Annotated in this window: 21 protein-coding genes; 5 read left to right on the top strand and 16 right to left on the bottom strand. The window is 55.8% G+C overall.

Going from position 1 to position 25,828, the window contains the following annotated elements; genetic code table 11:
- The first annotated feature begins 94 nt into the window (after positions 1-94).
- A complete protein-coding gene (locus tag IPM21_00620) occupies positions 95-2,590 on the top strand; it encodes an LPS-assembly protein LptD (GenBank protein ID MBK9162420.1) in 2,496 nt (831 codons plus the stop codon).
- Between the two features lies 1 nt (position 2,591).
- Here the strand turns inward: IPM21_00620 and IPM21_00615 are convergent, their stop codons facing one another.
- The 3 genes from IPM21_00615 to IPM21_00605 all read right to left on the bottom strand — a co-directional run bounded on the left by IPM21_00615 (position 2,592) and on the right by IPM21_00605 (position 8,081).
- Positions 2,592-4,094, bottom strand: coding sequence for a fused MFS/spermidine synthase (locus tag IPM21_00615; GenBank protein ID MBK9162419.1), 1,503 nt, complete (start codon positions 4,092-4,094; stop codon positions 2,592-2,594).
- Positions 4,095-4,178: 84 nt separating this feature from the next.
- A complete protein-coding gene (locus tag IPM21_00610; protein ID MBK9162418.1) occupies positions 4,179-5,147 on the bottom strand; it encodes a branched-chain amino acid transaminase in 969 nt (322 codons plus the stop codon).
- A gap of 270 nt (positions 5,148-5,417) precedes the next feature.
- The gene (locus IPM21_00605) at positions 5,418-8,081 is read right to left on the bottom strand and encodes a PD40 domain-containing protein (GenBank protein ID MBK9162417.1); all 2,664 of its coding nucleotides are present in this window, start codon (positions 8,079-8,081) and stop codon (positions 5,418-5,420) included.
- 240 nt (positions 8,082-8,321) lie between these two features.
- On the opposite strand from IPM21_00605, the gene lpxB reads away from it, so the two are divergent.
- The gene (gene lpxB, locus IPM21_00600; GenBank protein ID MBK9162416.1) at positions 8,322-9,488 is read left to right on the top strand and encodes a lipid-A-disaccharide synthase; all 1,167 of its coding nucleotides are present in this window, start codon (positions 8,322-8,324) and stop codon (positions 9,486-9,488) included.
- Here the strand turns inward: lpxB and IPM21_00595 are convergent, their stop codons facing one another.
- The 10 genes from IPM21_00595 to pdhA form a co-directional block, all read right to left on the bottom strand.
- The gene (locus IPM21_00595) at positions 9,489-10,388 is read right to left on the bottom strand and encodes a tetratricopeptide repeat protein (protein ID MBK9162415.1); all 900 of its coding nucleotides are present in this window, start codon (positions 10,386-10,388) and stop codon (positions 9,489-9,491) included.
- Positions 10,385-11,416 (bottom strand): UDP-3-O-(3-hydroxymyristoyl)glucosamine N-acyltransferase, encoded by a 1,032-nt coding sequence (gene lpxD, locus IPM21_00590; protein ID MBK9162414.1) that lies wholly within the window; start codon positions 11,414-11,416, stop codon positions 10,385-10,387. The genes IPM21_00595 and lpxD overlap by 4 nt, the downstream gene beginning before the upstream one ends.
- A gap of 32 nt (positions 11,417-11,448) precedes the next feature.
- On the bottom strand, positions 11,449-11,727 hold the full coding sequence (locus tag IPM21_00585; GenBank protein ID MBK9162413.1) for a hypothetical protein: 279 nt from the start codon (positions 11,725-11,727) through the stop codon (positions 11,449-11,451).
- Positions 11,728-11,801: 74 nt separating this feature from the next.
- Complete coding sequence (locus tag IPM21_00580; protein ID MBK9162412.1) at positions 11,802-12,722, bottom strand: DMT family transporter; 921 nt, start codon at positions 12,720-12,722, stop codon at positions 11,802-11,804.
- Between the two features lie 106 nt (positions 12,723-12,828).
- On the bottom strand, positions 12,829-14,136 hold the full coding sequence (locus tag IPM21_00575) for a pyruvate dehydrogenase complex dihydrolipoamide acetyltransferase (GenBank protein ID MBK9162411.1): 1,308 nt from the start codon (positions 14,134-14,136) through the stop codon (positions 12,829-12,831).
- Positions 14,137-14,152: 16 nt separating this feature from the next.
- Positions 14,153-14,536, bottom strand: coding sequence for a hypothetical protein (locus IPM21_00570; GenBank protein ID MBK9162410.1), 384 nt, complete (start codon positions 14,534-14,536; stop codon positions 14,153-14,155).
- A 32-nt stretch (positions 14,537-14,568) separates the two neighbouring features.
- Positions 14,569-15,552: a pyruvate dehydrogenase complex E1 component subunit beta gene (locus IPM21_00565; protein MBK9162409.1), complete on the bottom strand. Its 984-nt coding sequence runs from the start codon at positions 15,550-15,552 to the stop codon at positions 14,569-14,571.
- A gap of 86 nt (positions 15,553-15,638) precedes the next feature.
- Positions 15,639-15,845 carry a type II toxin-antitoxin system Phd/YefM family antitoxin gene (locus tag IPM21_00560; GenBank protein MBK9162408.1) on the bottom strand — a complete coding sequence of 69 codons (207 nt, stop codon included), beginning with the start codon at positions 15,843-15,845 and terminating at the stop codon, positions 15,639-15,641.
- 4 nt (positions 15,846-15,849) lie between these two features.
- Complete coding sequence (locus IPM21_00555; GenBank protein ID MBK9162407.1) at positions 15,850-16,095, bottom strand: type II toxin-antitoxin system RelE/ParE family toxin; 246 nt, start codon at positions 16,093-16,095, stop codon at positions 15,850-15,852.
- Positions 16,096-16,104: 9 nt separating this feature from the next.
- A complete protein-coding gene (gene pdhA, locus IPM21_00550) occupies positions 16,105-17,034 on the bottom strand; it encodes a pyruvate dehydrogenase (acetyl-transferring) E1 component subunit alpha (GenBank protein ID MBK9162406.1) in 930 nt (309 codons plus the stop codon).
- A gap of 335 nt (positions 17,035-17,369) precedes the next feature.
- Here pdhA and IPM21_00545 point away from each other — a divergent pair, with 335 nt between their 5' ends.
- Together IPM21_00545 and IPM21_00540 are read left to right on the top strand one after the other, a co-directional pair.
- Positions 17,370-19,289 carry a thioredoxin family protein gene (locus IPM21_00545; protein MBK9162405.1) on the top strand — a complete coding sequence of 640 codons (1,920 nt, stop codon included), beginning with the start codon at positions 17,370-17,372 and terminating at the stop codon, positions 19,287-19,289.
- 27 nt (positions 19,290-19,316) lie between these two features.
- Positions 19,317-19,892, top strand: a complete 576-nt coding sequence (locus tag IPM21_00540) for a cysteine dioxygenase family protein (protein MBK9162404.1) — start codon at positions 19,317-19,319, stop codon at positions 19,890-19,892.
- 1,102 nt (positions 19,893-20,994) lie between these two features.
- Here the strand turns inward: IPM21_00540 and IPM21_00535 are convergent.
- From IPM21_00535 to IPM21_00525, 3 genes are all read right to left on the bottom strand, one after another.
- The gene (locus tag IPM21_00535) at positions 20,995-22,395 is read right to left on the bottom strand and encodes a cysteine--tRNA ligase (GenBank protein MBK9162403.1); all 1,401 of its coding nucleotides are present in this window, start codon (positions 22,393-22,395) and stop codon (positions 20,995-20,997) included.
- A gap of 64 nt (positions 22,396-22,459) precedes the next feature.
- Positions 22,460-23,605: a PD40 domain-containing protein gene (locus tag IPM21_00530; protein MBK9162402.1), complete on the bottom strand. Its 1,146-nt coding sequence runs from the start codon at positions 23,603-23,605 to the stop codon at positions 22,460-22,462.
- Positions 23,511-25,319, bottom strand: a complete 1,809-nt coding sequence (locus IPM21_00525; protein MBK9162401.1) for a serine/threonine-protein kinase — start codon at positions 25,317-25,319, stop codon at positions 23,511-23,513. Before IPM21_00525 ends, IPM21_00530 begins: the two co-directional genes overlap by 95 nt.
- A gap of 162 nt (positions 25,320-25,481) precedes the next feature.
- On the opposite strand from IPM21_00525, the gene IPM21_00520 reads away from it, so the two are divergent.
- Positions 25,482-25,820 carry a hypothetical protein gene (locus IPM21_00520; GenBank protein MBK9162400.1) on the top strand — a complete coding sequence of 113 codons (339 nt, stop codon included), beginning with the start codon at positions 25,482-25,484 and terminating at the stop codon, positions 25,818-25,820.
- The last annotated feature ends 8 nt before the right edge of the window (positions 25,821-25,828 follow it).

Raw genomic sequence — 25,828 nt, 5'->3', positions numbered from 1 at the left:
GCCCTTGCTAACGCGCGGGCTTCTGCACCGTGCCGATTCACGATTTACGATTCACGATTCACGCGCCATCGACGAAACTGCTATATTTTTGGATATGGTGAAACGCCTTTGTTTTGGTGTGGTGGTGCTTGTGCTTGCGGCGGCGGGGTTTGGGCAGCAGACCAATCCGGTCGAGCGGCAGGTCGCGAATCCGATCACGGACACGCCGAACATCAATCCCGTTTCAGAAGAGCGGAGCGTCGTTGCTCCGAAAAAGAAGCCGAGCTTTGAGCCCGAGGGCGGCGACGGCGAGGTGGTCGTTTATTCGAACCGGCAGACGGTCGAGGGCGCGGAAGGCAAGCGTGTTATCGTGCACGAAGGGAATGTGGACGTCCGCTACGGCATCTACCGGATGCAGGCGGACAAGATCACGATCTACGAGGCCGACAACCGGATGGAGGCGACGGGCAGCGTCGTTTTTGACCAGGGCGACGACCAGCGGATAACGGGCTCACGCGGCGTTTGGAACTATCGGACGAAGCTCGGTGTTTTTGAGGAATCGACCGGGTTTACGAATCAGACAAACGACGGCAGCGTGATCTTTTTTACGGCCGACCGCGTCGAGCGCGTCTCGCTCAACGAGGTGGTCGTCACCAAAGGCAAGTTCACCGCCTGCGACGAGGCGGTGCCGACGTGGTCCTTTACCGCCGACGAGGCACGCATCCGGCCGAACGACCGGATCAAGCTCAAGAATGCGAAGTTTCGGCTGAGCGATGTGCCGGTGCTTCCGGTGCCTTTCGCTTCGATCCCGATAAAACAACGCGACCGGGCGAGCGGCTTTCTGACGCCGACCATCGGCTACTCGCGGAACAAGGGAGCGAGGCTTTCGGGTGCCTATTATCAAACGCTCGGGCGAAGCGCGGATGCGACGCTGCGGGCAGATGTTTACACCGGACGCGGCGTCGGCTACGGGCTCGATGTAAGGACGCGGGCGAACTCGCGGTCATACTTCAACTTTGGTTTCTACGCCGTCAAGGATCGCATCTTCGGCCCGGCGGAAAGCGCGGAAAATCCGGACCAGGGCGGCACGCTGCTTTATGCCGAGGGCGTGCAGTATTTCCCGAATGGCTTTACGGCCGCAGCGGACGTGCGGCTCACCTCGAACCTCGATTTTCGGCAGGTCTTCTCGGATGGCATCCAGCAGATAATCTCGCCGATCGAGGTCTCGCAGGTGTTCGTCAATAAGAGCTGGAACAACTATACGCTCAATCTGCTCGCCCGCTCGCAGGAGATCTCGATCCCGAACGTGCAGATAAAAACGCGAAACCTGCCGAGCGTAAACTTTGAAAAGCGGCCCTCGCAGGTCTCATTCCTCAAGCCGCTTTACTTCTCTTTCAAGACGAGCGTCGAGGGCGTTTCGCGGCGAGAGGAGGCTGAGAATCTCGCGCTTTACCAGCAAACGACGGGCAGCAATCCGGTCAACTCACCGGCCATCGGCCAGCGGCTTGATATCTATCCGCAGGTGACGCTCCCGATCAGCACAAAATACATTAACTTCACCGCGACGGCGGCGACGCGGGTCACGTATTACTCGAACTCATTCAACGATATGCGGCGGGTCGTCGGCCGCGACGTTATCCGCAAGCTCGGGGAATTCGAATTCGACATCCGGCCGGTCGCTCTCGCCCGGAACTTTTATGGCAAGTCGGGCACGTTCCGCTTTCGCCACGTCATCGAACCCTTCGCGACCTATCGCTATATAAAGGGCGTCGATAATTTCAAGCGGATAATCCGCTTTGACGCGATGGACACGATCACGGATACGAACGAGGTCGAGTTTGGTGTGACGAACCGGTTCTATACGCGAAAATATTCCGAGGCCGTAACCGGCGACGCCCAGCGTCTGCTCCGCGATGCGGGAGTGGGTGCGCAGGATGCCGAAAGTTCGCAGCCCTATGAGATCGCGAGCCTGACGATCCGCGGAAAGTATTTTTTCGATAAGACCTTTGGCGGTGCGCTCGACACAGGCCGTCGGAACCAGATCGCCCCGATCACATCGCTGACATTTTACACGTTCGGCGGCGTGCCGCGGCGATTTTCGCCGATCAATATCGACTTCACCTACCGGCCGCAGCGGACGATCTTTGTCGCAACGCGTGCGGACATCGGCACATATGGCGACGGGCTCCGGGCGGTCTCGGCGACCGTCGGGTACGACACTCCGCTCGTCAAATTCTTTCAGACTTTCTATTACACTCGGGCGGTGACGCTCGTCCCGTCGCTCTCGCAATACGCGAATGAGGCGGGCAAGGAGCCGGGCACACGACGAGGTTCGCAATGGAGCCCTTCGGTCTTTCTCGGCGACCGCAACAAGGGGCTCTACGGCGGAGCGTCGGTCTTTTTTGATTTTGAGAACCGCCGGGCGACGAAATTGAGCCCGCTGATCAGTTCGCTTTACACGCTCGGCTACTCTGGCAACTGCTGCGGCGTTGCCATCCAGTATTTCAACTTCAACGTCGGAGCACGCAACGAGAACCGGATCGTCTTCAGCTTTCGGCTGAACGGCATCGGGGCATTTGGCACGGAGCAGTTCGGGCAGGGCCTTCGTTAGCCTAACGGTAACGGGCCGCCCGCGAGGCGAAGAGCTCGACCGGAGCGAGTTCATCTGTCAACACCTGGCCTGCACGAACGCGGGCGGGATCGATCTTGTTTGTAAGCAGCGGCGTGACCTGCGGGTGCGGCTCGGCGGGAAAAGCGGGCTCGCTCTTGCGGGCGACGAGAATGAAGTTCTGCACCTTACTACCCTCGATGTCACCATCCACTTTGAATACGTCAACAAACGGAAACACCGAGCGATAGGTCGCGAGCGTTGAGGCAAGGAAGCCATCTGCCGGGCCTTCGAGAGCCGAGCCGATGTTGACGATCACCGCGCCGTCATCAGAAAGCACTCGTTCGATCTCGCGAACGGCCTCGATGGTAGTCAGGTGAAACGGTACAGAGAACAGCGTTCCGAAAGCATCGATAAAGACCGCGTCATAGCTTTTCGCTGCAGCACGGTTGATGAAAATGCGGCCGTCTTCGTGAAAGATGCGAAGCCGCGGATCGGGCTTCAAGCCGAAATGCGTTTCGGCGGCTTCGGTCATCGCGGGATCGATCTCGACCACATCAACGGCGGCTTCCGGGAATTCATGGAGCAGTTCCTGCGGAAAGGAATATCCCGCACCGCCGATCATCAGCGCCGTCCGGTGCTCCGGCCGATAGTGGCGGATGAGCCGAAAGAACTTTGTGTATTCAAGGACAAGTTCGTCGCTTTCGAGAAACTTTGCGGATTGGATCGCGAAGGGGTCGATGACCATCGCGGTCATCCGCATTCCGGTTCGGCTGTCGGTCGTTTCAAAGACGCGGATCCGGTTGTATTCGCTGTCGATCTCGGCGACGCCCTGCGAGCGGAGATAAGCGGCTTCAAGTTCTGACCCGCCGATGGCAACGACGAACAAAACGATAGCGCCGATGTTCTTTCGCTCGGCGATCACCGGCGAGATCAGAAAGGCGAGTGCGAAGAGGGCACCGGCCACGAGATAAAGAGTCCGCGTCGAACCGACGAAAGGAGTAAGAAAAAAACCGGCGGCAAAGGTGCCGAGGATACTGCCGAGCGTTGAAAGAGCGTACAGCCGTCCGACGGTCCGGCCCGTGTCATCGAGCGAGCCGAGACGCAGCTTTGTGGCGTAAGGGATGACAAAGCCGAGAGCGACGCTCGCCGGTGCGAAAAGCGTGAGCGACGTGATAACGGCGAGAATCTCTAGCGGAAGCGGCGACTGGGCGATAGAGCCGAGGAAAACACTTTTGACCAAAATCGTTAGCGAAACAAGCCCGCCCGCGGCAAAGACGGCGGCCGATAGAACGCCGAGTTGCGGACGTTTATCCGCCATCCGCCCGCCGAGCCAATAGCCCAGGCTCAACGCCCCGAGAATAACGCCGATCAGGCTCGTCCAGATGTAGGTCGATGAACCGAGATAGGGAGCGACGATGCGGGCACCGACTATCTCGTACGTCATCACCAGAGCTCCGCTGAGAAATACCACCGTCTCGAGCAAAACGGGCCGAACACTTGGCATATTTGTATTTTCAGGCATAAGAAAAGCCCCGCTTCGGAGAGTTTCGCACACTCCGGGGCGGGGCTGAAAACGTGTTACTGGAGATCAGTTAGCCGATGCTGTTTTTTTTTCACCGGTGTCGTGAACGAATGTGAGCCACTCGGCATTATTAGGAGCCGGGCGTTCGGCCATGATCACCTTGAAAAACTCTTCCTGAAGCTTGGCCGTGATCTCGCCGCGTTTGCCGGCGCCGACGGTGATGCGGTCGACCGAACGGATCGGCGTGATCTCTGCCGCGGTGCCGGTAAAGAAAAGTTCATCGGCGAGATAAAGTGCGGCACGTTGGATGGTCGTTTCGACGACCTCGATACCGAGTTCGCGGGCAATCTGAATGACCGAATCACGGGTGATTCCGGGAAGGATCGAGGCCCCGAGCGGAGGCGTGATCAGCTTGCCACCGTTAACGATGAATAGATTCTCGCCCGAACCTTCAGATACGTAGCCGCGGTCATCGAGGGCAATCCCTTCAGCGAAGCCGCCAAGCAAGGCCTCCATCTTGATGAGCTGCGAATTCATGTAATTCGCACCGGCCTTTGCCATAGAGGGCATCGAGTTAGAGGTGATGCGGGTCCAGCTCGATACGCAAACGTCAATGCCGTTCTCAAGAGCCTCTTCACCGAGATACTTGCCCCACTCCCACGCCGCAATATAAGCGTCGACAGGATTCGGGAAGGGGTTTACGCCAAATGCCGGCTTTTCCTCATCAAGGCCCCGGATGATGACAGGACGGATGTAGCATTCTTCGAGTCCGCTGGTCCGGATGAGCTCGGTCGTCGCGTCGCAAAGTTCTTGGCGGCCGAACTTCTGTTCCATACGATAGATCTTTGCGGAGTTTAGCAGACGTTGCATGTGCTCTGTAAGACGAAACACCGCCGAGCCCTTGGTGGTGTTGTAACAGCGAATGCCCTCGAACACACTCGAACCGTAATTGACCACATGGGACATCACATGGATGCGGGCGTCGTCCCAATCGATGAGCTCACCATTCTTCCAAACCTTTCCTGCGATCTTCATTGTTGCTACGTCTTTTCCTGCCATGTATTAAAAAATGCTCCTATATTGGTGTGAAGTTTGGGCGGCACGGGCCGCGGGGCGAATGATCTGTGAGGTTAGTAAACGAACATTCGCAAAAGAAAAGGTTAATATAAAGGGCCGCGAATGGCAAACATTACAAAAAGTTATCGGATGATAACTGGCCTTTATTGTGCCTTGTTCGGATCGATCTCAAGAAAAAAGGCGAACCCGCGAGTGGTCCGCCTTTCTTATGGCTTAAATGCTTTAGGATCAATAGAAGCTGATCCGCGGAGCCGTATCCGCAAGCCGGGAGGTGAAGATGTTCCCATTCAGATCAACGACGCTGACAGTAACGACTTGGTCTGCTCTGCCGGCAAGTTCCGGCGGAACCGTAAAGTCGATCTGCTGAACCCCGGGTTCTGCCGGGACGGCGTTGGTTAGGATCGTTGCGGCCGTTTGCGGATTAAACCCGATACGGATGTTCAGCAGCGACTGCGAAGCACCCGATGTTCCGGTCAAATAGATCCTGAGCCTGGATGCGACCAGTTTTCCACCGCGGATCTGCACCGTCCGCACTCCGAACGGTTCAAATGTGTGAACTCGGTTCGTTACGTTCCGAACATTCGCCCGCCCTCCGGGGCCAATATTGTCGAATGAGAATATGTCCGGCTGCGCGGTGACCAGAACTACGGTACCACGGTAAATGACACCGTTATTGTTTACTACGAGCGGGTGCTCGGTGCCGGAGGTCGAGGACTGGAGTCCTTCCGGTACAACGATCAAGAGTTGCCGTTGACTCACGGACTTGATCCCCGCCGCCGCACCTCCAATGGATACTGTTACACCGCTCAACTCGATCGGTAACTGCGGCATCCGGTTTAGAGAACCTACGGCTGTGCGTGCCACCACTGGGCGATCCACCGCCCCGGTATAATTAACGTATGCGAGGATCCCCGGGGACAGTCCCACGACCGCACTGGGTGTAACCGGTGTTGGACTCGGAGTCGGCGTCGGGCTTCCCGTTGGGCTCGGACTCGGCGACGGTGTTGGCGTCGGGGTTGGTGTTGGCGTCGGAGTCGGAGTCGGGCTCGGCGTTGCCGTTGGACTCGGCGAAGGAACCGGTTCGGGTATAACCGGGCGTCGGGTCGCCCCGGTCGCAAAGTTGAAGGTCACCGCGCTTTCCCCAACCTTTTCAGGAAGATAAAGGTAATAGACCTCGGAATTTCCGTCAACGTTGCCGCCCCCCAATTCTGTAAGCGCAAGATTGAACGCTATCCGATCCGAAGTATTGCTCGGTATCGGCTGCGTCGAGGCAAGGAATGAAACGGAAATCGGGAACTTGCTCATCCGGGTGAAAATGGCGTCAGTTGCCGGAATATTGATCGGGTAGCGATAGATCTGAACTGGGCGGTCGTCTACGGGATTTAGCCCCTCATCCGCATTGGTAGGAATCGTCCCATCCGGTTTGATGTTCATTCTGGTCTGCAAGACAAGCGTTTGAGCTGTCCCATCAGTTCCATAATCCGAGAATCCGCCGTACCGCTGCACATCGCCCCCGAAGGCTTCGCTGTCTGCCGAGCTCCGAGGAAGGATACGACGGAATTCATCCTCCGCAACACCGTAAAGAAATGACGCAAAAGCGGTTTGGTTCGTCCCGCTGTGTTCATTCGCAAGATCCGCGTACGAATCAAAAACGACGAAATTGCCGTCCCGGCTCATTCGCCGTCCGAGGTCGAGAATATTTACAACGTCACCCGGATTCGTCGGCGTCGTTGTAGTGACTTGCCGTTTAAGCGTTCCCGGGCCACCCGCAGGAGCCAGGTCAGAGACAAAGATCTCCTCATTACGGCTAGTTGAAGGATTGGTCCCGCCGGTCATCCCAATGATCGGATTGTCACCGGTGCTGGCGAAAACTAAGCGCGCGCCATCGCCGGAGATGGTCACATTCTTGTTGTATATCGGATCGAATATCGGCCCTCTTGGCGTTTCGGTTATCTGACAAATTGTGCCGCCAACGCCCGCTACGCATACCGGGCTCCCACCCTCCTTGGTCTTTATCCCACTAACGTTCGAGCTCCCTCCGCCCGACCGAGAGTAGGTGAATATTTCGTCATTGTCGTCGTCCGGAAAGCTGTTTCTGCCGGCGACAAGATCACGGGTGGAAACAAACGCAACGATCGAGCCGTTGTCGCTGATACTTGGATCGTGATTATCGTCAGCGACGAATGGCCCGGTCGTGTTCGTGCCAGCGATAGGTAATCTGCTCGGATCGGTATTTGTGACTGGCGTAAACGTTCCGGTGGAAAGGTCGACAAACGGTATCTCTTCGCCGGTGCGTAGATTCGCCGGCAAGTAGGCCGGTATCTCGTAAAGCCATATCTCGAGATTGCCGTCCTCCTGAAGTGGATTGAACGCTGGCGTTGGTGTCGGCGAAGGTGAAGCGGTCGGCGTAGGTGTTGGGGACGGCGTAGCCGTCGGGGTTGTGAACGAATTGCCATCAAAGCTACCGGGATTTGTCGCATTCGGCTCGGCCGGGGTCGATGTCGTCGCATTTGAGCTGAATGCGATCCATCGTCCGTCGTTGCTGATAACCGGACGCGTGTTGACAATCTCAACCCTGGTATTGTTGAAAGACGGTATCAGATCCGGATTGAAAAGAACGCTCTTTGTGTCTGTGATCTGAAATATCTGCCTTTGGGCATAATCGTAAAGAAAGATCTCGCGGTTACCATCAGCATTCCGCGGATCTACCGTCGCAAGATTGCCTCGTGATTCGAACACGATGAACCGTCCATTGCCACTGATCCCTCCCGCAAAGGATTCGGCAAACGAGTTCGTGAACTGGCCAATGACCGAATCTACCTGCCCCGAGACCGCAGAGTAAAAGGCAAAAAATGAGAGGCTTAAAATGCCAAGAATGACGCGAAGTTTCACTAACTCCTCCACTTAGGCTACGAACGGCCTAACCAATTAAATAAATGCAATCTGAAAACTAGTAAACAAACTTCACATTTTAAGGTTTGGAGGGCCATTCTGCAAGCAGATGAACCCGCCGGACCAGTATATGAATACCGTAAATCGCGTTTTCGATGCTTAAAGTGCTGCTTTAGGTTGTAATTCCAAATCTACTCAACTTGAATTAGTATCTAAGTGCTGCCCGCGGGCTGACCTTCTATGCACAAAGGAACACGAAAGTTCTTGATCGTCGCCGGCGAGGCCTCGGGCGACAAGCACGCGGCCCGTGTAGTTCAAGAGCTGAAGGTCTTCTTTCCCACAGCGGATTTCTTTGGTGCGGCGGGGCCAAAAATGAGGGAAGTCGGGGTTCTAGATGTTGTTCGATCGGATGATTTCGGAATAATTGGGCTTCCGGAGGTCGCGAAGGCACTGCCCATGTTTCTACGGGCACGCCGCGATCTGTTGAATTCTGCAAAGGCCGAGCGGCCCGACGTCGCAATTCTCGTTGACTTTCCCGAGTTCAACCTCAAGCTTGCAAGGTCGCTCAAGAAGCAAGGTATCCAGGTTGTCTACTACATCTCGCCGCAGATCTGGGCATGGCGTGCTTATCGGATCCGGTCGATCCGCCGTTACGTTGATCTCCTCCTGACGATATTGCCATTTGAGAAAGATTGGTACGCCGAGCGCAGGATCCATCATGTTGAATATGTGGGAAATCCGCTTGCCCGCGAGGTCAATGCAACCGAAGAAAAAGCTGAGTTTTGTCGGCGCCACGGGTTTGAGGCCTCGCGGCCGATCATCGCTCTTTTGCCCGGTAGCCGGCACAAGGAGATAGTCCGCATTTTGCCCGAGCTTCTCCGAACGGCCGCTCGGTTGCGGGTGGAAGATGCGAGCCTTCAGTTCGTTATCGCGTTCGCTTACGCGAAACACCGCGGCGAATTGGACGCAGCACTTGCGACGCTCGACGAGGATGAACGAGCTCGCCTGCGGGAAATACGAGCGGTTTTCGGTGAGACGTACAACGCATTGAATGCGGCGGATGCGGCGGCGGTGACGAGCGGTACCGCAACGCTTGAGACCGGCATCATCGGCACGCCGTTGGTCATCGTATACAAATCAACGTCCTTGAACTACAGGCTTCTCCGCCCGCTTATACGGGTCGAGCACTTTGGGCTGATAAATCTGATAGCCGAGCGAAGGATCGCCACGGAGCTTATTCAGAACGACCTTACGCCTGCGAAACTCTCCGCAGAATTGTTTCGTTTGCTCGAGCCCGAGACTAATAAAAGAACACGGGAAGAACTCAAAACTGCCACAGATAAACTTGGCCACGGCGGAGCTTCAAAGCGGGCCGCCGTGGCCATTCAGAAACTGCTTGCACGGTAACTAGGGCTTACCCTGAAGTTCAGCGACCTTTTTTTCATCCGCCTCGGCAAGTTGGATCTTATTCTGGTCTCGGTAGATGCGCGAGCGGGCGACATATGCGTTCACCAGTTTCGGGTTCGCGTCGAGTGCCTTTGTTAGGTCTGCAACCGCACCGGCATCATCGTTCAGCATGTAATTCGTGATCGCCCGGTTCAAAAGGCAATCCGCGAGCATCATTTTATTGGCCGGGTTCGAGTCAATATACTTCGAAAAATCCTCCTTCGCCATTTTATAATCCTGCTTCTGCGAATAATACACACCGCGATTGTAGAAAGTAGTGACGTCAGTCGGATCGAGTTCGATTACCTTGGTGAGGTCATCGATCGCCCTTGCGAATTCCTCCTTTGATCCATAGACGATCGCCCGTCCTGCATAGGCCGATACGTATGCTTGATCGAAGGTTATGGCTTTCGAATAGTCGGCGACCGCTTCATCGAACCGCTTTAGGTCAGTGTAGAGATTGCCGCGATTTGTGAAGAACCGAGCACTCGACGGATTCAGTTCGATCGCCTTTGCATAATCGGCCAGCGATGCCTCGTTTTTCCCGAGCTTATGGTTCGCGATCGCTCGATTGTTGTAGCCATCGGCGAGGTTCGCCTGACCGGTCATCTTTGCACCAAGATAGTTGTCATATGCAGCAACGGCCTCTTTGAACTGGCCCTTGAGCTGATGAGCAAGACCAAGGTTATAGTGGTTTTCGGCGTCTTTTGGTTTGTCTTTGACCGCTTTGGCGTAAAGCTTGATCAGGCAGTCGTAATCCGTATCGGCACAGGGCTGAGCCTTTTTCGGAGCCTGAGGTGTTTGGCCAATTGCCGCTGCGGCTAGCAAAGCTGCGGCCGCAATAATCAAAATTGATCTCATTGATCTTCGTTTCCTTCCTTTATTTTCTCGAGTTTCTTCTTTAGGTCTCGTATCTCTTTCTTTAATCGTTCAAGCCCTTTTACATGGGCGTTTTGGCGCTTGTATTCGTCGAGCGGCTGGATAGGTGTTCCCCACCAAACGCCGGGCCGGACGATCTTACCCGGCAGCACGCCGGCCTGCGATCCGATGACCGCCCCGCTCTGCACGCGGGCATGGTCGCCAAAGCCGACCTGGCCGCCGATGACGCAATCGTCCTCGATCGTGACGCTGCCTGAAATGCCGGTTTGGGCGGCGATGACGCAGCGTTTACCGATCTGCACATTGTGCCCAACCTGGACGAGGTTATCGATCTTTGTACCCGCGCCGATTCGGGTTTCGCCAAGGGCTCCCCGATCAATACACGTATTCGCTCCGATCTCGACGTCGTCCTCAATCACCACGGTGCCGATCTGCGGGAATTTTTCGTAGTCACCGCCTTCGCCACGGACATAACCGAAACCATCTGCTCCAACGACGACGCCGGCGTGGAGAATGACGCGATCACCCAGGGTTGAGCCGTCTTCGATGAAGACGTTCGGGTGAATGACGCATTCTTCACCAAGGGTAACGCCATCTCCGATCTTTGCTCCCGCACGGAGCTGTGTTCCGCTTCCGAGCGAACTTCGCTCGCCGACGGTGCAAAATGCTCCGATAAAAACGCTTTCGCCGATTTCGGCGTTATCGGCGATGACCGCCGTCGGATGAATTTCGGGCGGACGCACTTTCGGCGGATGGAGCAACGCCGCGATCCGGGCAAATGCGAGTTTCGGGTCGCGGACGGCGATCACGCATTCGACGCCCAAAATCGTCTCGGTGCCTTCGGGTGCGATCACGCAGCTCGCCGTTGTTTCAATACCGGCCGAATCGCTTTTTACAAAAGCAATTCGACCAGGCCCGGCCGCCGAAATGTCAGCAGCAACCGTGATCTCCGTCTCGTCGTTGCCAAAAAGCTTTCCGCCGATGATCTCCGCGATCTCACGTGTTTTCATCGGTTCAAAGTTAAACGTTTTTGCAGGATTTGTCAGGCAGCCCGTTCCGCAACGTCGATTGCGGACTGGAGGAAGAACTCTATGCCCTCAATTTCAACAACGCCTTCAGATTCCATTCGCCGCAGGATCGAAGCCGATTCGCTATCCAAGAACGAAAGGTCGGCAAGGTCGATCGTGACCAGATCATTGCCCGCGGAACGCGTGTCGCGGACAAGCCGTTCGAGCAACAAGGCGTCCTCGGCATACATATCACCCTCGACGCGAAAATAGACGCGGCCGTCGGTTTCGATCTGGTTTATCTGAGTTGGCATCGCAAAGCCTTAGATGCACATATTACGCTAAAGTTCGCAGAATGTTGCACCGGGAGGGCTGCGTTTAAAAGAGCCTATCGTTTGTCGGGATCGAACGCGACTGGCTTATGCCGGCGGGTCGCAAAATAAACGCCCGCAAAAACAAGTGCGGCGGCCGCCACGAACTTCAGATCGATCACCTCGCTCAAAAAGAGAACAGCGAGAATGAAGCCGATCAGCGGCTGCAGATAGATGTAAACGGCAACGACCGAAGAATCGACCTTTGAGATCGCAAAAGCATTTAGCAGATAAGGCCCGGCGGTCGCGACGATGGCGATGTAAAGAACCAGCCACCAGATCATCGGCTGGATCTCTAAAATATTGACGGACGCGATCGACCAAGCCCCGAGGGGAACGCAGACCGCAGCGGCGAAGATGAACACCCACATCATCGAACGAAACGCGCCGTTGCGGGTGATCACTTCTTTCGACGTTGCTACATATATCCCGTACGAGAACGAATTGAGTATGATGAGGAAATCACCCAGCGTCGTCTCGGAGGAAAACGAAGCATTTCGCGGGTCGATGAGAATTACCACACCCGCCGCTGCAAGGATCACGCCAATTGCCTTTGGCCAGCGAAGCTTTTCGCTGCCGATCGCCGCACCGATAATAATGGTGAAGATCGGAATAGTAACGGCGAGGAGGGAAGTATTCGAGGCCTTCGTAAGCGAAAGCCCGCCGATGAAAAGAAGTTGATTAAATGTTACCCCAAATAGACTTAGTACCGCGAGCCGAACGTAATCCGACCGTTCCTGCAGCCATATCCGCCGCCGATAGAACTGAACCGCGAATAGGATCAGAGCCGTGATCCCGACCCGAAACCCAACAAGTGCTATAGCCGGAACAACCGCCAAAACGACCTTCCCGATCACCGGAAGCGAACCGAAAAAAGCTTGAACGGCAAGAAGAGCTGCGTGCGGGGTAAGGTCTGGTTTTTCGCTCTCGGTTCCCACGTTTGATCGGTTTCGCTCAATTTCACATTTCGGCTCAAACAAGAAAACCCGTACGCGTACTCGGCGTGTTGCCGGCCGCGTACGGGCTTCTCAGACTCTGAGAGAACTACAACAGCATCATTGCAGGCGATTCGAGCATTTGCTTGAAGGTCTGGAGGAACTTCGCTCCGGTTGCTCCGTCAACTACACGATGGTCGCAGGACATCGTGACGTGCATAATGTTACGGACGGTGACCTCGCCATCGCGAACGACCGGCGTCGACGTCGAAGCTCCCACGGCAATGATCGCGGCCTCGGGCGGATTGATGATCGCCGTGAACTCCTTGATTCCCATCATTCCAAGGTTGCTTATCGAGAAGGTTGCACCCGTGTATTCCTCGGGCTGCAGCTTTTTCGCCTTCGCCTTGGCGGCAAGGTCTCGGATCTCCGCCGAGATCTCGGCAAGGCCCTTGAGATTTGCTCCGCGGACGACCGGCGTTATCAGTCCTTCGTCGATGGCGACGGCAATGCCGATATCGGCTTGTTCATAAAATCGGATCGACTTGTCCTGATATGACGCGTTGACGAAAGGATGCCGCAGCAACGCCATCGCCGCGGCTTTGACGATGATGTCGTTGACGCTGATCTTCGCGTCGTCCTCGAGCGTGGCGTTCATCTGCTTGCGGGTCGCGAGGACGCTGTCCATCTCGATCTCGACCGTGAGATAAAACGTCGGGATCGGGCCGATCGACTCGGCGAGCCGCGTGGCGATGACCTGACGCATTTTCGAGGTGGGTTCGTCGCTGAAGGCCGAAGCTCCGACAATGGTCGAAGGCGTGAATACCTTCGTTGCTGAAGCGTCTTTTTTCGCTCCGCCGCCGGCCAAGGCCTCTTCGATGTCGCGCTTGATGATGCGTCCGTTTGGACCGGAGCCGGCGATCGTCCGCAGATCAATGCCATTGTCCGCGGCCATTCGAGCGGCGATCGGCGAAACGATCATCCGGCCATTTCCGGAATCCGTCGCGGCCTTTGACTGCGAAGCCTGAGCCGGAGCTTCTTTGCGAACTTCCTCGGCGGGTTCAGCCGCTTTGCCGCCGGTCGCGGCCTCGGGCTCTGAAACTGCCTCGGGTTTTTCTGCGGTTGTTTTGCTCGATCCGTTCTTTGAAACTTCATCGAGCAGGGCAGAGATGTCCTCGCCCTTCTGGCCGATGATCGCGATCGCCTCGCCGAGTGCGGCGGTGTCGCCCGCGGGCTTGAGGATCTTCAAAAGAGTTCCGCCCGAGAGAGCGGTCATCTCCATTGTTGCCTTGTCTGTATCGACCTCGGCAAGCGTGTCATTCGCCGCAAAAGCATCGCCCTCATTGATGACCCAGCGGGCGATCTGGCCCTCTTCCATCGTGGGCGAAAGCTTCGGCATTAAAAATTTTTCAGCCATACAATTTACTAAGAAACTAGTTTCCTAACTGTGCCCGCGAGAGTCGTTTTGGAACGTCTGATACATCGATCTTTGCCTGCATTGCCGCATTCACCCACTTGCCTTTCTTCTGGAAAAAGACATATGCAAGGTCAACGCCTTTGCCGTTTACGCGGATCTCCCAATAATTCTGCCCCTCAACGCGAAAGATGCCGATGTTATCAACCGATTCGTCTCTAATTGTCTGATCGTCGCACGGGGCACAATGATGCTTTATTGCGGTCGCCTCCGCCAAAACTTTCATTGCCCGTGCCGCCTCAGCACGGCTGATCCATGCAGCTTGATCTGCAAACACCGGAGTCGCCGCGAAGATGATGGCGAAAGCTGCGGCGGATATCACAAATGAACTTAGTCGTTTCATAAAATAATTTGGTTCCTGAATTACTTTCAACGTCACAAATAACAAACTTCCTTAACCGCCGCGACGATCTTATCAACGCTCGGCAGTGCGGCTGCTTCGAGGTTTTTTGCATACGGCATTGGGGCCTCGACCGTCGAGACGCGCTTAATTGGAGCGTCAAGATGGTCGAAGGCCTGGTCCATAACCTGATAGGCGATCTCCGCACCAACGGACGCGAACGAGTGCGACTCTTCGGCGATGACGAGCCGGTTCGTCTTCTTGATCGACGCAATAATGCTGTCAATATCGAGCGGCTTAATGGTCCGCGGATCGATCACCTCCACGGAAACGTCAAATTCCTGTTGAACCTTCTCGGCAGCTTCAAGAGCCATCGGGACGGTCATCGAGCGGGCGACGATGGTGCAGTCCGTGCCCTCGCGTTTAACGTCGGCCACGCCGAGCGGGATCGTGAAATCCTCGTCCTCGGGCACTTCGCTTTTCATCCCGTACATCCGCTCCTGTTCCATGAAGATAACGGGGTTATCGTCGCGGATAGAGGACTTCAGCAAGCCCTTTGCATCCGCTGCGGTCGAAGGCATTACGACCTTAAGGCCGGGGAAATTGGCGTACATCGCCTCGAGAGCCTGCGAGTGCTGCGACGAGACCTGATAGGCCGAGCCGTTCGGGCCGCGGAAGACGATCGGCACCTTGAATTCGCCGCCGGACATATAAAGCATCTTCGCGGCGTGGTTGATGATCTGGTCCGAGGCGAGGATCGAAAAGTTGAACGTCATGAACTCGATCACCGGCCGCAGGCCAGCCATCGCCGCACCTACTCCGAGGCCGGCAAAGCCAAGCTCAGTGATTGGCGTATCAACGACACGCTTATCGCCAAACTCTTTCCAGAGCCCGCGGGTAACCTTATAGGCGCCGTCATACTCGGCGACCTCTTCGCCTATTATGAAGACATTCTCGTCTCTAGTGAGTTCTTCACGCAATGCTTGGTTTAGTGCATCGCGAATAGTCAAAACTGCCATAATCTTTGTAAAGACCCGTTGGTATTAATTTCGGGCCAACTGCAAAAAATGTATATAACTGCTATTGAAGCGAGTCGACCCGATTGCTAGTCAATTCCCAGCTCCTTTTTTACTTCCTCGATCGTGAATGACGGTTGGTCTTTATTCTCTTCTCTCGCGATCCGCAGGGCGATCAAGTCCTGAGCATCTTCGATCCATTCCTGCAGAGCAACGAATTCCTCATAAGGGATAACCGCGAACTGCCGCTTACCTTTTGCGGTCAAAAATTCGGGATGTAGTTCGATCGTTGTCATAGCTTTAATAAGATTCGCGCCTGTTCATAACTCGTTGAATACATATCGTATTCTCGTCAAGGTCAAACAGCACTCTGAAATCACCAACCCTCAGCCGGTATTGAGGGGAATGATCAGTCAATTTCTTTACATCTCCACTTAGGTCATTTGTTAACGCCTCGATCTTGTCGATGATGCGTTTGCTCGATCGCTTGTCGAGTTTACGCAAATCTTTCAACGCCCGATTTCCAAAAAGAAGACCGTATTCCATTGATCTGAACTATGCGTAAACATCTGACAGAAGCTCGCTCTCGCTCGGATACGGGCTTTCCTCCGCAAATTCGATCGCCTTTTTCGTAGCCTCTATCGCTTCTTGCTTGATCGCCTCGAAGTCCTTATCGGTAAACACTTTCGCGGTCTTCAGGCTGTCCTGGAAGAGTGCGATCGGGTCGCGTTCCTGATATTTTGCGATCTCCTCGCGGGTCCGATAGTTTCCCGGGTCGGACATTGAGTGGCCCATGTAGCGATATGACCGGACCTCAAGCAGCGTCGGCAGCGATTCCTCGCGGGCACGCTTGATCGCACGCAATGCCGCATCGCGGACGGCCATCACGTCCATACCATCGACGAACTCATTCGCCATCTCGTAGCTTTCCGCCTTTTTGGCGATGTTGCGCGAACTCATAGCCCGCTCCTGCGAGGTTCCCATTCCGTACTGGTTGTTCTCGCAAATGTAAATTATCGGCAGCCTCCAGAGTTGAGCCATGTTTAGCGATTCGTGAAAAATGCCCTGGTTCACGGCTGCTTCGCCGAAGAAGCAAAGTGTAACCTGGCCGCTTTCCTTATATTTAGCCGCGTAAGCCATCCCGGTTCCCACACCGATCTGCCCGCCGACAATGCCATGCCCGCCGTAGAACTCATGCTCCTTAGAGAACATATGCATCGAGCCGCCTTTGCCGCCGACGCAGCCGCCTTCTTTGCCGTAAAGCTCGGCCATAACGGCCTCGGGCGTAATGCCCTTGACCATCGCCTGGACGTGGTCGCGATAAGACGTGATGACCTTGTCGCTCGGCTCAAGGGCCATCATCGAACCGATCGCGATCGCTTCCTGGCCGATGTAAAGGTGACAAAAGCCGCCGATCTTACCCATTCGATAAACCTCGGCTGCCTTTTCCTCAAAGATCCGGCCAAGAACCATCTGGTAGAGCATGTCGCGGAGAAGCTTTTTATCGGTCTTCTTGATCGCCTCGATCTGCGATTTTCGCCGCTTCACATACTCGGCCTGCATCATTTCTGCGGCGGCCAAACGGCCGTTGCCGTTCGACTCGGCCTTAGCCGGCTTTTTTGCCGATGGCTTCGAAGTAGATCGTTTTGAACCTGTGGTTGCTGCAGTGCGTGCCAATTGAGCCTCCAATCTAATGCTTGAACGGTTATGAAATCGCTAAAATGCGTAAACCAAAAGTATAAGCGAGAGCGAATAACAAAGGCAATGCAGGCAGCCTGTTGGTTTCAGGAATAACGATGCAAGTATTAAGATTATCTTTAATGATGCTGAGAGCACCATTCATTGCAATTCTCGTCCTTATTCTGCTGGCCGGCGGCGTGGCTGCCCAGAACCCTACGAAATGGATCCTCGATTCGCCCGTTAAAGGCAAGGCGATCAAAGCCGGCGAGGAGTTCGAAGTAAAGGTAACGGCCGCGATCGAGCCCGGATGGTATCTTTACGGGCTTGATCAGCCGGAAGGCGGGCCGATAGCGACTAGCGTTACCTTGCCCGAATCGGACCCGTATGAACTCATCGGCACGGTCGGCTTTCCGCCGCCAAAGACGAAAGAGGACCAGAACTTTATCGTTGACGGCAAGCCGCTGCTGACAAAGTATTACGAAAACTCGGTCGAATTTACCGCCAGGCTGAAAGCAACACAGGACTTATCGGCCGACGCGATCGCTATCGACGTGCGATTTCAGCTCTGCGATGATCGCGTTTGTCTGCCTCCGAGAACGAAGCGAGTTAGCTTTGCCGGCGAGGCGGATGTTCGCGGCGGTGTTGTCGTCTCGGCAACCCCCGACGTTGTTGCAGAAACCACAACAGCTGAAAACCAGTCCGGCGAAATCGACTCGACCCAGCAAACTCCAACCGATCTCTGGCCATTCGTTTGGCTTGCGATGACGCTCGGGGCACTCTCGCTGCTGACGCCATGCGTTTTCCCGATGATCCCGATCACGGTCTCGTATTTTACGAACCACGCATCAGGCAGCCGTGCGAAAGCGGTCAGGTTGGCAACGATCTACTCGCTGGGGATAATTGCGACGTTTACCTTGCTCGGGATGCTGCTGGCGATATTCGTCGGTGCTGCGGGTATAAACCTTTTCGCCGCCAATCCCTGGATAAATATCCTCATAGCCGGCATTTTCCTCTTCTTTGCCTTCAACCTTTTCGGTGCATACGAGATCACAATTCCGAGCGGCATTTTGACGCGGCTCGATGGCCTAACTCGATCGTCCGAGGGCGAGGGAAGCGGTGTGATCGGTGCCTTGTTAATGGGCTTAACGTTTACGCTGACCTCTTTCACTTGCACTTCGCCATTCGTCGGCACGATACTCGTCGCAGCGTCTCAGGGCGATTGGCAAATGCCGCTGCTCGGCATGCTTGCTTTCTCGACCGTCTTCGCGTTGCCGTTCTTCATTCTTGCCCTCGTGCCGCAGTGGGCATCGAGCCTTCCGCGGGCCGGCGGTTGGATGAATTCGGTCAAGGTCTCGATGGGATTCCTCGAGGTCGCGGCGGCGATGAAATTCATCTCCAACGTCGACGTCGTTTGGAAATGGGGCTTTTTTACCCGCGAGGTCGTATTGGCGGTCTGGGTCGCTATTGGCGTGACGCTCACGATCTATCTCCTTGGCAAATTCCAGCTTTCGCACGATTCCAAACCTGAGCGGATCGGCGCATTCCGTCTCGCTTCGGCGGTCATCAGCCTCGCTATCAGCTTCTATTTATTGACCGGATTATTCGGTGCGAGGCTCGGCGAGCTCGAAGCATTTCTCCCGCCGGACATCAGCGGAAACCCGACTCGGTCGCTGCTCGGCGGAACTAGCGGCGATGAACGGCTGCAATGGATAAAGAACGATTACGAAGGAGCCCTCGCTAAAGCCAAGGCTGAAAATAAGCGGCTTTTTGTTGATTTCACCGGTTATACCTGCACCAACTGCCGATGGATGGAGGCGAACGTTTTCCCGAAGGCCGAGGTCGAGGCCGAGTTCAGGAACATGGTGCTCGCCTCGCTCTATACCGACGGCTCGGGCGAAATTTACGAAAAGCAGCAGATGTTTCAGGAAAGCAGGTTCAAGACTGTCGCTTTGCCCTTTTACGCGATACTCGACGGCGACGGCAAAGTGCTGGCGACATATGCGGGGCTGACGAGAAACGTTCCCGAGTTCGTTGACTTTTTGAAGAAAGGTCAACAATAATAACGGTTCTGCCTCTGCAAACGAGCGATGAATCGAGTATCTATCAGCAACCTCATTTCCGGTCTTCGCGAGATCCCTGACGAGGAGTTCGTCTGCGAGACCGTTTACGACTACCTTTCCGCGAATCCGATCGACACGGATACCATCGACAGATACATTTTCTGGAGCGAGAGGTTCTACACCCGCAACCTGATCTATAAGGACGACCGGTTCGAGATGATGGCCATCTGCTGGGAACGCGGGCAGGTCTCGCAGGTGCATAACCACTCAGAGCAGCGATGCTGGATGACGGTCCCGATCGGCCGGCTTAAAGGGCAAAACTTTGCGGTCGAGGCGATGGACGAAGCCGCCGGGATCTGCAAACTTCGCGAGACGGATACATTCGAGCTTGCCGAATGTCTCACGGCCAAAGTCGAGCTCGAAGAGCCGATCCACCAGATACTAAACCTTGCCGAATTCGACGAACGTGCCGTCAGCGTACACATCTACTCAAAGCCCTTCGAGACCTGCCTCTCATATTGTCGCGACACCGACACATTTAAGACCGTAAAGCTCGCCTATTCGAGTATCGACGGCGAGCTCTGCAGCGGGGTAAGTTTATAAGCGATCCTCAATAAATCTCCACTGCGTGAAACCTTGTTCCGGAACCGTTAATGTGCGATTTAACTCCGGATGCGTGTTATTTTCTTCGAGGCTTGTACCACCTCTCAAAATCGAGTGCTGCCTGCAAAAAATCAGACTCGATGAAATAGAGGTGAGTGCCTTCGTTCCCAACGATCGTGTACTGGGTTTTATCAGAATCTTCTCTGTTTGTCTTTAATAGTGCACGCTCACCGACCTGCTGGCCGTGCTCATCAAATCTCGGTCCTTGTTGAATGACCTCGACCGCCGCGCTAATGCTCCTTGCAAAGCCACTCTCGGCACTTGCTGGCGAACTATGAGTTTCGAACCTTGTCGAGACTGAAAGACCCTCAGATGACTCATACAAATGGAACGAGAACGGCGTCCCGTCCGCTGTTTCAGCTCGCCCACTCATTTTAGCCCTAAACTGCGGGACCTGAACTTCCGTGGGTTGCGGGTTTGGGATCGGAATCTCGGTTTCTGACCTTCCTCCGATAACAGCTGTTTACCGCTAGAACAACAAACAAACCCCCCCCCCCCCCCCCCCCCCCCCCCCCCCCCCCCCCCCGCGCCGGCGCCCCCCCCCCCCCCCCCCCCCCCCGTGGGGGGCCCCCCCGGGGCGCGGGGCGGGCCCCGGGCCCCGGGCCCCCCCCCCCCCCCCTCCCCGCCCCGCCGGGGGGGCGGGGGCCCGGGGGCCCCGCCCCCCCCCGGGGGCGGGGCCCGGCGGGGGTCGCCCCCCCCGGGGCGGGGGGGGGGGGGGGGGGGGGGTTTTGGTGTCCTGGCGCCGCGGGCCCCGCCCCGCCCCCGCGGGGGGGGGGGGGGGGGGGGGGGGGGGGGGGCCCCCCCCCCGGGGGGGGGGGTGTTTTTTTTTTCCCCCCCCCGGGGGCGGGGGGGGCGCCGGCGGGCCCCCCCCCCCCCACCCCCCCCCGACAAAACCACCCCCCCCGGGGTTAAAATTTTACCCCTCAAAAGCGATAACGGCGGGTCTCCTCTAGAACAACAAATGAACGTCAGTGCAATTAAACAAAGTATGTACCGCATTTTCAGTTTCCAGGGCTATCCGTACGTAATGGAGATACAAACTTCATTTCCGTTTCCACCGAACCCCGTCTTTTGTATCTTCAAGAATGATCCCTTTCGCGGCGAGTTCGTCGCGGATCTCGTCAGAGCGGGCGAAGTCGCGGTCCCTGCGGGCGCACTGGCGTTCTTCTATTAAGGCTTCGATGTCGGCATCGAGCAATTCGGTCGTTTCTTCGCCAAAAATTCCAAAGACCGAATCGAATTTCTTGATCGCTTCGAGGACCGAGATTCGGTCGTCGCAAAGAAGCTGTTCGGCGGCAAGAGCCGTGTTCACCTCTCGGACGAGATTATGGATCGCTGCGAGAGCGACGGCGGTGTTTAGGTCGTCGTCCATCGCGGCCTCAAACTCGGCGAGTTGAGCTTTGATCTGTTCTGCGATCGCCGGATTGGAGCCATCGCGGACCTTTGCATCGTGGACAAGCGAGCGGAAATTTCGAAGCCGCTCGACCGTTGCCTCTGCTCCCTGCAGGCCTTCAAATGTGAAGTTCAACTGCTTGCGATAGGGAACCGATAGCAGCATGTACCGGATTCCGAGCGGCGAATAACCCTGTTCTTTCAGATCTCGAAAGGTGAAGAAATTGCCCTTCGATTTGGACATCGTAACGTCGTCGATCTTCAGGAACTCGCTGTGTATCCAGTAATGCGAGAAGGGCTTGCCGGTCGCACCTTCGCTTTGGGCGATCTCGTTCTCGTGGTGCGGGAACTGAAGGTCCTGGCCGCCGGCGTGAAGGTCGAACGTTTCGCCGAGATATTTCATCGACATCGCCGAGCACTCGATGTGCCAGCCCGGCCGCCCGCGTCCAAAGGGAGCTGCCCAACCCGGCTCTTCGTCCTCGCCGACCAGCTTCCAGAGTGCAAAATCGCGAGCGTCCTCTTTGTCGTATTTGTCGGTGTCTATCCGTTCGCTCGCTCCGTGGATGTTCCCAGAAAAATTGATCTTTGAGAGCTTTCCATATTCCGGAAAGGCCGAGATCCGGTAATAGATCGAGCCGTCGGATTCGTATGCTTTGCCGTTCTCGATCAGCCGGGCGATGATGTCGATCATCTCCGCAATGTGATGCGTCGCACGCGGCGTAACCTCCGGGCGTTCCATCCCGAGGGCGTCGAAGTCTTCCCAAAAGTACTGAATGTACGGCGCAGTAAATTCGTCGATCGAAATGTTGCGGGCCTTCGCCTCTTTGATGATGCGGTCGTCGATGTCCGTTAGGTTAAAAACGTGCGTCACCTCGTAGCCCTTGAACTTAAGGTAACGCCGCAGGACATCCCCGAAAATGAACGTTCGGAAGTTGCCGATATGTGCGAAATTCCAGACGGTCGGGCCGCAGATATACATCCTGACCTTACCGTCCTCGATCGGGTGAAACTCCTCGACCTGCCGCGTTAATGTGTTGAAAAATCTAAGCATACGTGTCCGTTAAGAACGAAAACTTCAGTATATTAGTTCCGGTCAAGGTGCTCAATGCGGAGGGTCATTCATCAGCGAGGTCCAGCATCCAAATGTCGGATTCGTTCTCGTGGGTCGAGTAAAAAACGGTCCGTCCATCGCTGCTCACTTTGATGTTACGTATGTCCTCGGCGATCTCGGGAAATACTTCACGAACCTCACCAGTCGTAATGTCGGCCATGACGGGTTTCCGGTCGCGGATGAAGATCATTCTCCGAGAATCGCTGAGCCAACTCGGAAAGGCGGGGAAGTCAATAACCCGGTGATATTTTCGTGCCGCGATATCGTAGTAGCCCATGCCGGGCCCGTGGGCGGAATCGAAATTTCCGCCAAGGTATTTTCCATCCGGCGACCACGACCAAACGCGGAACCATCCGCCGTTCTCGGTTAGCGGAAGCGGCGTCACGTTGACCATCTCAAACGAATCGTTGAGTTCTGCTAGGAACGTGGTGCGTTCGTTATCGTAGGTGATCCTTTTTCCGTCCGGTGACCAGGAAGGGATCGACGCGGTCCCATCGGAATCGGGCGTCAACTGCCGCAGCCCGGTGCCGTCCGAACTCATGATCCAAAGCTGATAGGTGCCGGACCTGTCGGAAACAAAGATCACGCGGGAGCCATCGGGAGAGACACGCGGGTAGCGATCGAAAGGCAGGTCGTTTGTAAGGTCCTGAATGTTTCCGGTATCGGCCGCGACAGCCACAATATCGTCTTGCGATTTTCTGATGAGCCGGGCGTATATGCGTTTACCGTCAGGCGAGATATCGATATTGGAGAATTCAAAGTCACCCCGCGTCACCCATGAAGGGCCGGCGATCGCCTTGCCGGTTTCCGGATTAAGGTCAAGCCGCTTGATGTTAGACCGATTGGAGGTCTGAACATACGCCATCCGCCTGCCATCCGCCGAGAATGCGATATGGCGGTTGTATCGGCCCGGTGTCGGGACAAGTTGGGCCTCGGTCAGCGGAAGACCCGTGATCAAATTGATCTCGGCCCGGTAAAAGGCCATATTCCCGCGGCGATCGCTTGCGAAATAGAGATGTGTGCCGTCCGGCGACCAAACCGGGTTCCAATTGGTGTTACCTTCGCCGGCGAAGACCACGGGGGTTCCGCCTGCCGCGGGTATCGTTTCGATGACCCGTTCGCCCGGAATCTCCGGTCCGCCAGTAAGCAATGCGGTCGCCCCGCGGTGACCAGCTTGGCTGTAGGGCACTTCCGTCCAGCAATTGCCTCTTGTTTCCGGTTGAGACCTCGATTATCCATATCGAACTACGGGCCTTTACCGCCGGGATCGGCTGGTGTCCGGTGGCGACGGCGATGTATCTACCGTCGGGCGACCAGGTCGGTGAAAAGCCGATGTCCGAGATCCGCCGCGGGTTTTCGCCCGTCGCACCCATCAGATAAATACCCGCAGGTTCCCGGTCCGAACGAAACGCGATGGTGTTGCCGTCAGGCGAGAAGGCGGGCATCGTGTCCCGATTGGGTGAATCTGCCGTCAGGTTGATCGCATTTGAACCGCCGATCCTCAGCAGATAAATGTCGTCGCCTTTCCCGGTATCGGCCGTATAAACGAGCGAACGTCCGTCCGGCGAAAGTGAAGGATACGCCTCGGTGCCGGCCTCGAAAGTTATCGGAACGTTTTCGGCGGCGGCCCATTTGGAAAAGCCGGAACGCGGCTCGGTGAAGAAAAGATAAAAGATCGCAAAGCCTGTCAGCAAGGCCGCAAAAACGACCGCGGCATAAAGCGACCATTCGATGCCTTGGCCCGACTGGCCGAGGTGATTGCCGGAGCCGCTTGCCGTAAGTGTTTCCGAGGTCTCGATCTGCCGCAGCAGCGTTCTGAGGTCGCCCCGAAGTTCGGCGGCCGTTTGATATCCGCGGTCGGGGTCTTTTTCAAGAAGTTTGAGAAGTATGCGGTCGAGTTCTTCCGGGATATCCGGATTAAGTCTGCTCGGCAGCTCGGGTGGGCGATTCAGGATCGCGGCAAAGGTTGTTCGCCGGTCCTTTTCTTTGAAGGGATGCTTGCCGGTCAGGAATTCGCACAGCACGACACCGGCACTCCAGAGGTCGGTCCTGCGGTCGATCTTATCGCCCGTTATCTGCACCGGCGACATATAGGCAGGCGTGCCGATTATGCTGCCATTCTGGGTCGCGGAAAAGCCCTGCAGCGATTCCGGCCCTACCTCGGTAAGCTTCGCCAGGCCGAAATCTAGCACCTTTGCATAGCCGTCGCGACGGATCATTATGTTCTCGGGCTTGATGTCGCGATGGACGATGCCGCTTTCATGTGCAGCGGAAAGGGCGTCGCAGATCTGGATGGAATTTGCAATGATATTGCGCAGCCTGAACTCGCCCCTCATCAGCTCACGCAAGGTACGGCCCTCAACGAACTCGGTCGCGATGAAGTTAACACCCTGAAAAACGCCAATGTCGTAGAGTGTGACGATACCGGGATGGTTTAGCTTCGAAACGGCTCGAGCCTCAAGTTCGAAGCGGATGACGCGATCGTCATTTGAGCTGAATTCGGGAGGCAGGATCTTGAGCGCGACGTTACGTTTCAGCTTTTCGTCAAAGGCGAGATAAACATCGCCCATTCCACCGGCACCGATCATTCGCTCGATACGGTAATTGGCAATTACGGCACCGACCAGACCGATCTTCGTTCGTTCGGTCTCGGCGTTGGCAAGCGATTCGGCGGCAAGGCTGATGGCCGGCCGCTCCATGAAACGATCAGACTTTGCGGCTGCCCTGAGGAGTTCGGCGACGGCGGTCCCGAGTTCGGCATCATGGGACGTACGGCTTGCGATGAACGCCTCCCGCTCCGCCGCCGGCAGTTCGAGTGCGGCGTCGAGTATCGCGTCGATCTCTTTCCAGCGTTCCGCGTCCATAAAAAGGGTTGTCCGTGCTACCGACGGACAAAATCAGGATCGCCACAAAGTTAGCATAATTAGAAGGGCAAATGGAAAATTCCCGATCCGGTGATAGGTTTTCGGGCTCTGAACCGCATTCCCGATTGCACGAACTTATGTTCGCAGCTAATTGGAGGAAATATGGCACAGATCACGACGGTACTTGTTTCATACGGCCGGCTTCAGGCGATGTTGGAGGTCAGCTACAAATGGTATTCCGGGGATTTTGATACCTGGACGCGAACGGAGGGAATGCACATAATCCCGAGCGGCGGCACTTGGTATCAACACAAGGCTACAGGCCGCGGCTTGGGAACGTTCAGCCTAAGTAACGGCAAAGGCGACAGCTCAATGTGGCTTTACGATTTCGACCGAAAGGATGTCGGCCGGAGAGGAAAAGGGACGTTTCACGGATTTGACGCTCTCTACAATATACCGAAATATGCCGACATCAACTGGGAGATAGTACTCTTCGACTAAGTCTTGTT

The sequence above is a fragment of the Acidobacteriota bacterium genome (assembly GCA_016716435.1).
Lineage (GTDB): Bacteria > Acidobacteriota > Blastocatellia > Pyrinomonadales > Pyrinomonadaceae > OLB17.
Note: the sequence above shows the minus strand (reverse complement) of the source record. Positions and strands in the feature narration are given on the sequence as shown.

Bases quoted from the DNA above. Each gene is read 5' to 3' on its own strand.
- IPM21_00620 (MBK9162420.1), top strand. From the start codon at position 95: ATGGTGAAACGCCTTTGTTTTGGTGTGGTGGTGCTTGTGCTTGCGGCG.
- IPM21_00615 (MBK9162419.1), bottom strand. From the start codon at position 4,094: ATGCCAAGTGTTCGGCCCGTTTTGCTCGAGACGGTGGTATTTCTCAGC.
- IPM21_00610 (MBK9162418.1), bottom strand. From the start codon at position 5,147: ATGAAGATCGCAGGAAAGGTTTGGAAGAATGGTGAGCTCATCGATTGG.
- lpxB (MBK9162416.1), top strand. From the start codon at position 8,322: ATGCACAAAGGAACACGAAAGTTCTTGATCGTCGCCGGCGAGGCCTCG.
- IPM21_00595 (MBK9162415.1), bottom strand. From the start codon at position 10,388: ATGAGATCAATTTTGATTATTGCGGCCGCAGCTTTGCTAGCCGCAGCG.
- lpxD (MBK9162414.1), bottom strand. From the start codon at position 11,416: ATGAAAACACGTGAGATCGCGGAGATCATCGGCGGAAAGCTTTTTGGC.
- IPM21_00585 (MBK9162413.1), bottom strand. From the start codon at position 11,727: ATGCCAACTCAGATAAACCAGATCGAAACCGACGGCCGCGTCTATTTT.
- IPM21_00575 (MBK9162411.1), bottom strand. From the start codon at position 14,136: ATGGCTGAAAAATTTTTAATGCCGAAGCTTTCGCCCACGATGGAAGAG.
- IPM21_00570 (MBK9162410.1), bottom strand. From the start codon at position 14,536: ATGAAACGACTAAGTTCATTTGTGATATCCGCCGCAGCTTTCGCCATC.
- IPM21_00565 (MBK9162409.1), bottom strand. From the start codon at position 15,552: ATGGCAGTTTTGACTATTCGCGATGCACTAAACCAAGCATTGCGTGAA.
- IPM21_00560 (MBK9162408.1), bottom strand. From the start codon at position 15,845: ATGACAACGATCGAACTACATCCCGAATTTTTGACCGCAAAAGGTAAG.
- IPM21_00555 (MBK9162407.1), bottom strand. From the start codon at position 16,095: ATGGAATACGGTCTTCTTTTTGGAAATCGGGCGTTGAAAGATTTGCGT.
- pdhA (MBK9162406.1), bottom strand. From the start codon at position 17,034: ATGCTCTACCAGATGGTTCTTGGCCGGATCTTTGAGGAAAAGGCAGCC.
- IPM21_00545 (MBK9162405.1), top strand. From the start codon at position 17,370: ATGATGCTGAGAGCACCATTCATTGCAATTCTCGTCCTTATTCTGCTG.
- IPM21_00540 (MBK9162404.1), top strand. From the start codon at position 19,317: ATGAATCGAGTATCTATCAGCAACCTCATTTCCGGTCTTCGCGAGATC.
- IPM21_00535 (MBK9162403.1), bottom strand. From the start codon at position 22,395: ATGCTTAGATTTTTCAACACATTAACGCGGCAGGTCGAGGAGTTTCAC.
- IPM21_00525 (MBK9162401.1), bottom strand. From the start codon at position 25,319: ATGGACGCGGAACGCTGGAAAGAGATCGACGCGATACTCGACGCCGCA.
- IPM21_00520 (MBK9162400.1), top strand. From the start codon at position 25,482: ATGGCACAGATCACGACGGTACTTGTTTCATACGGCCGGCTTCAGGCG.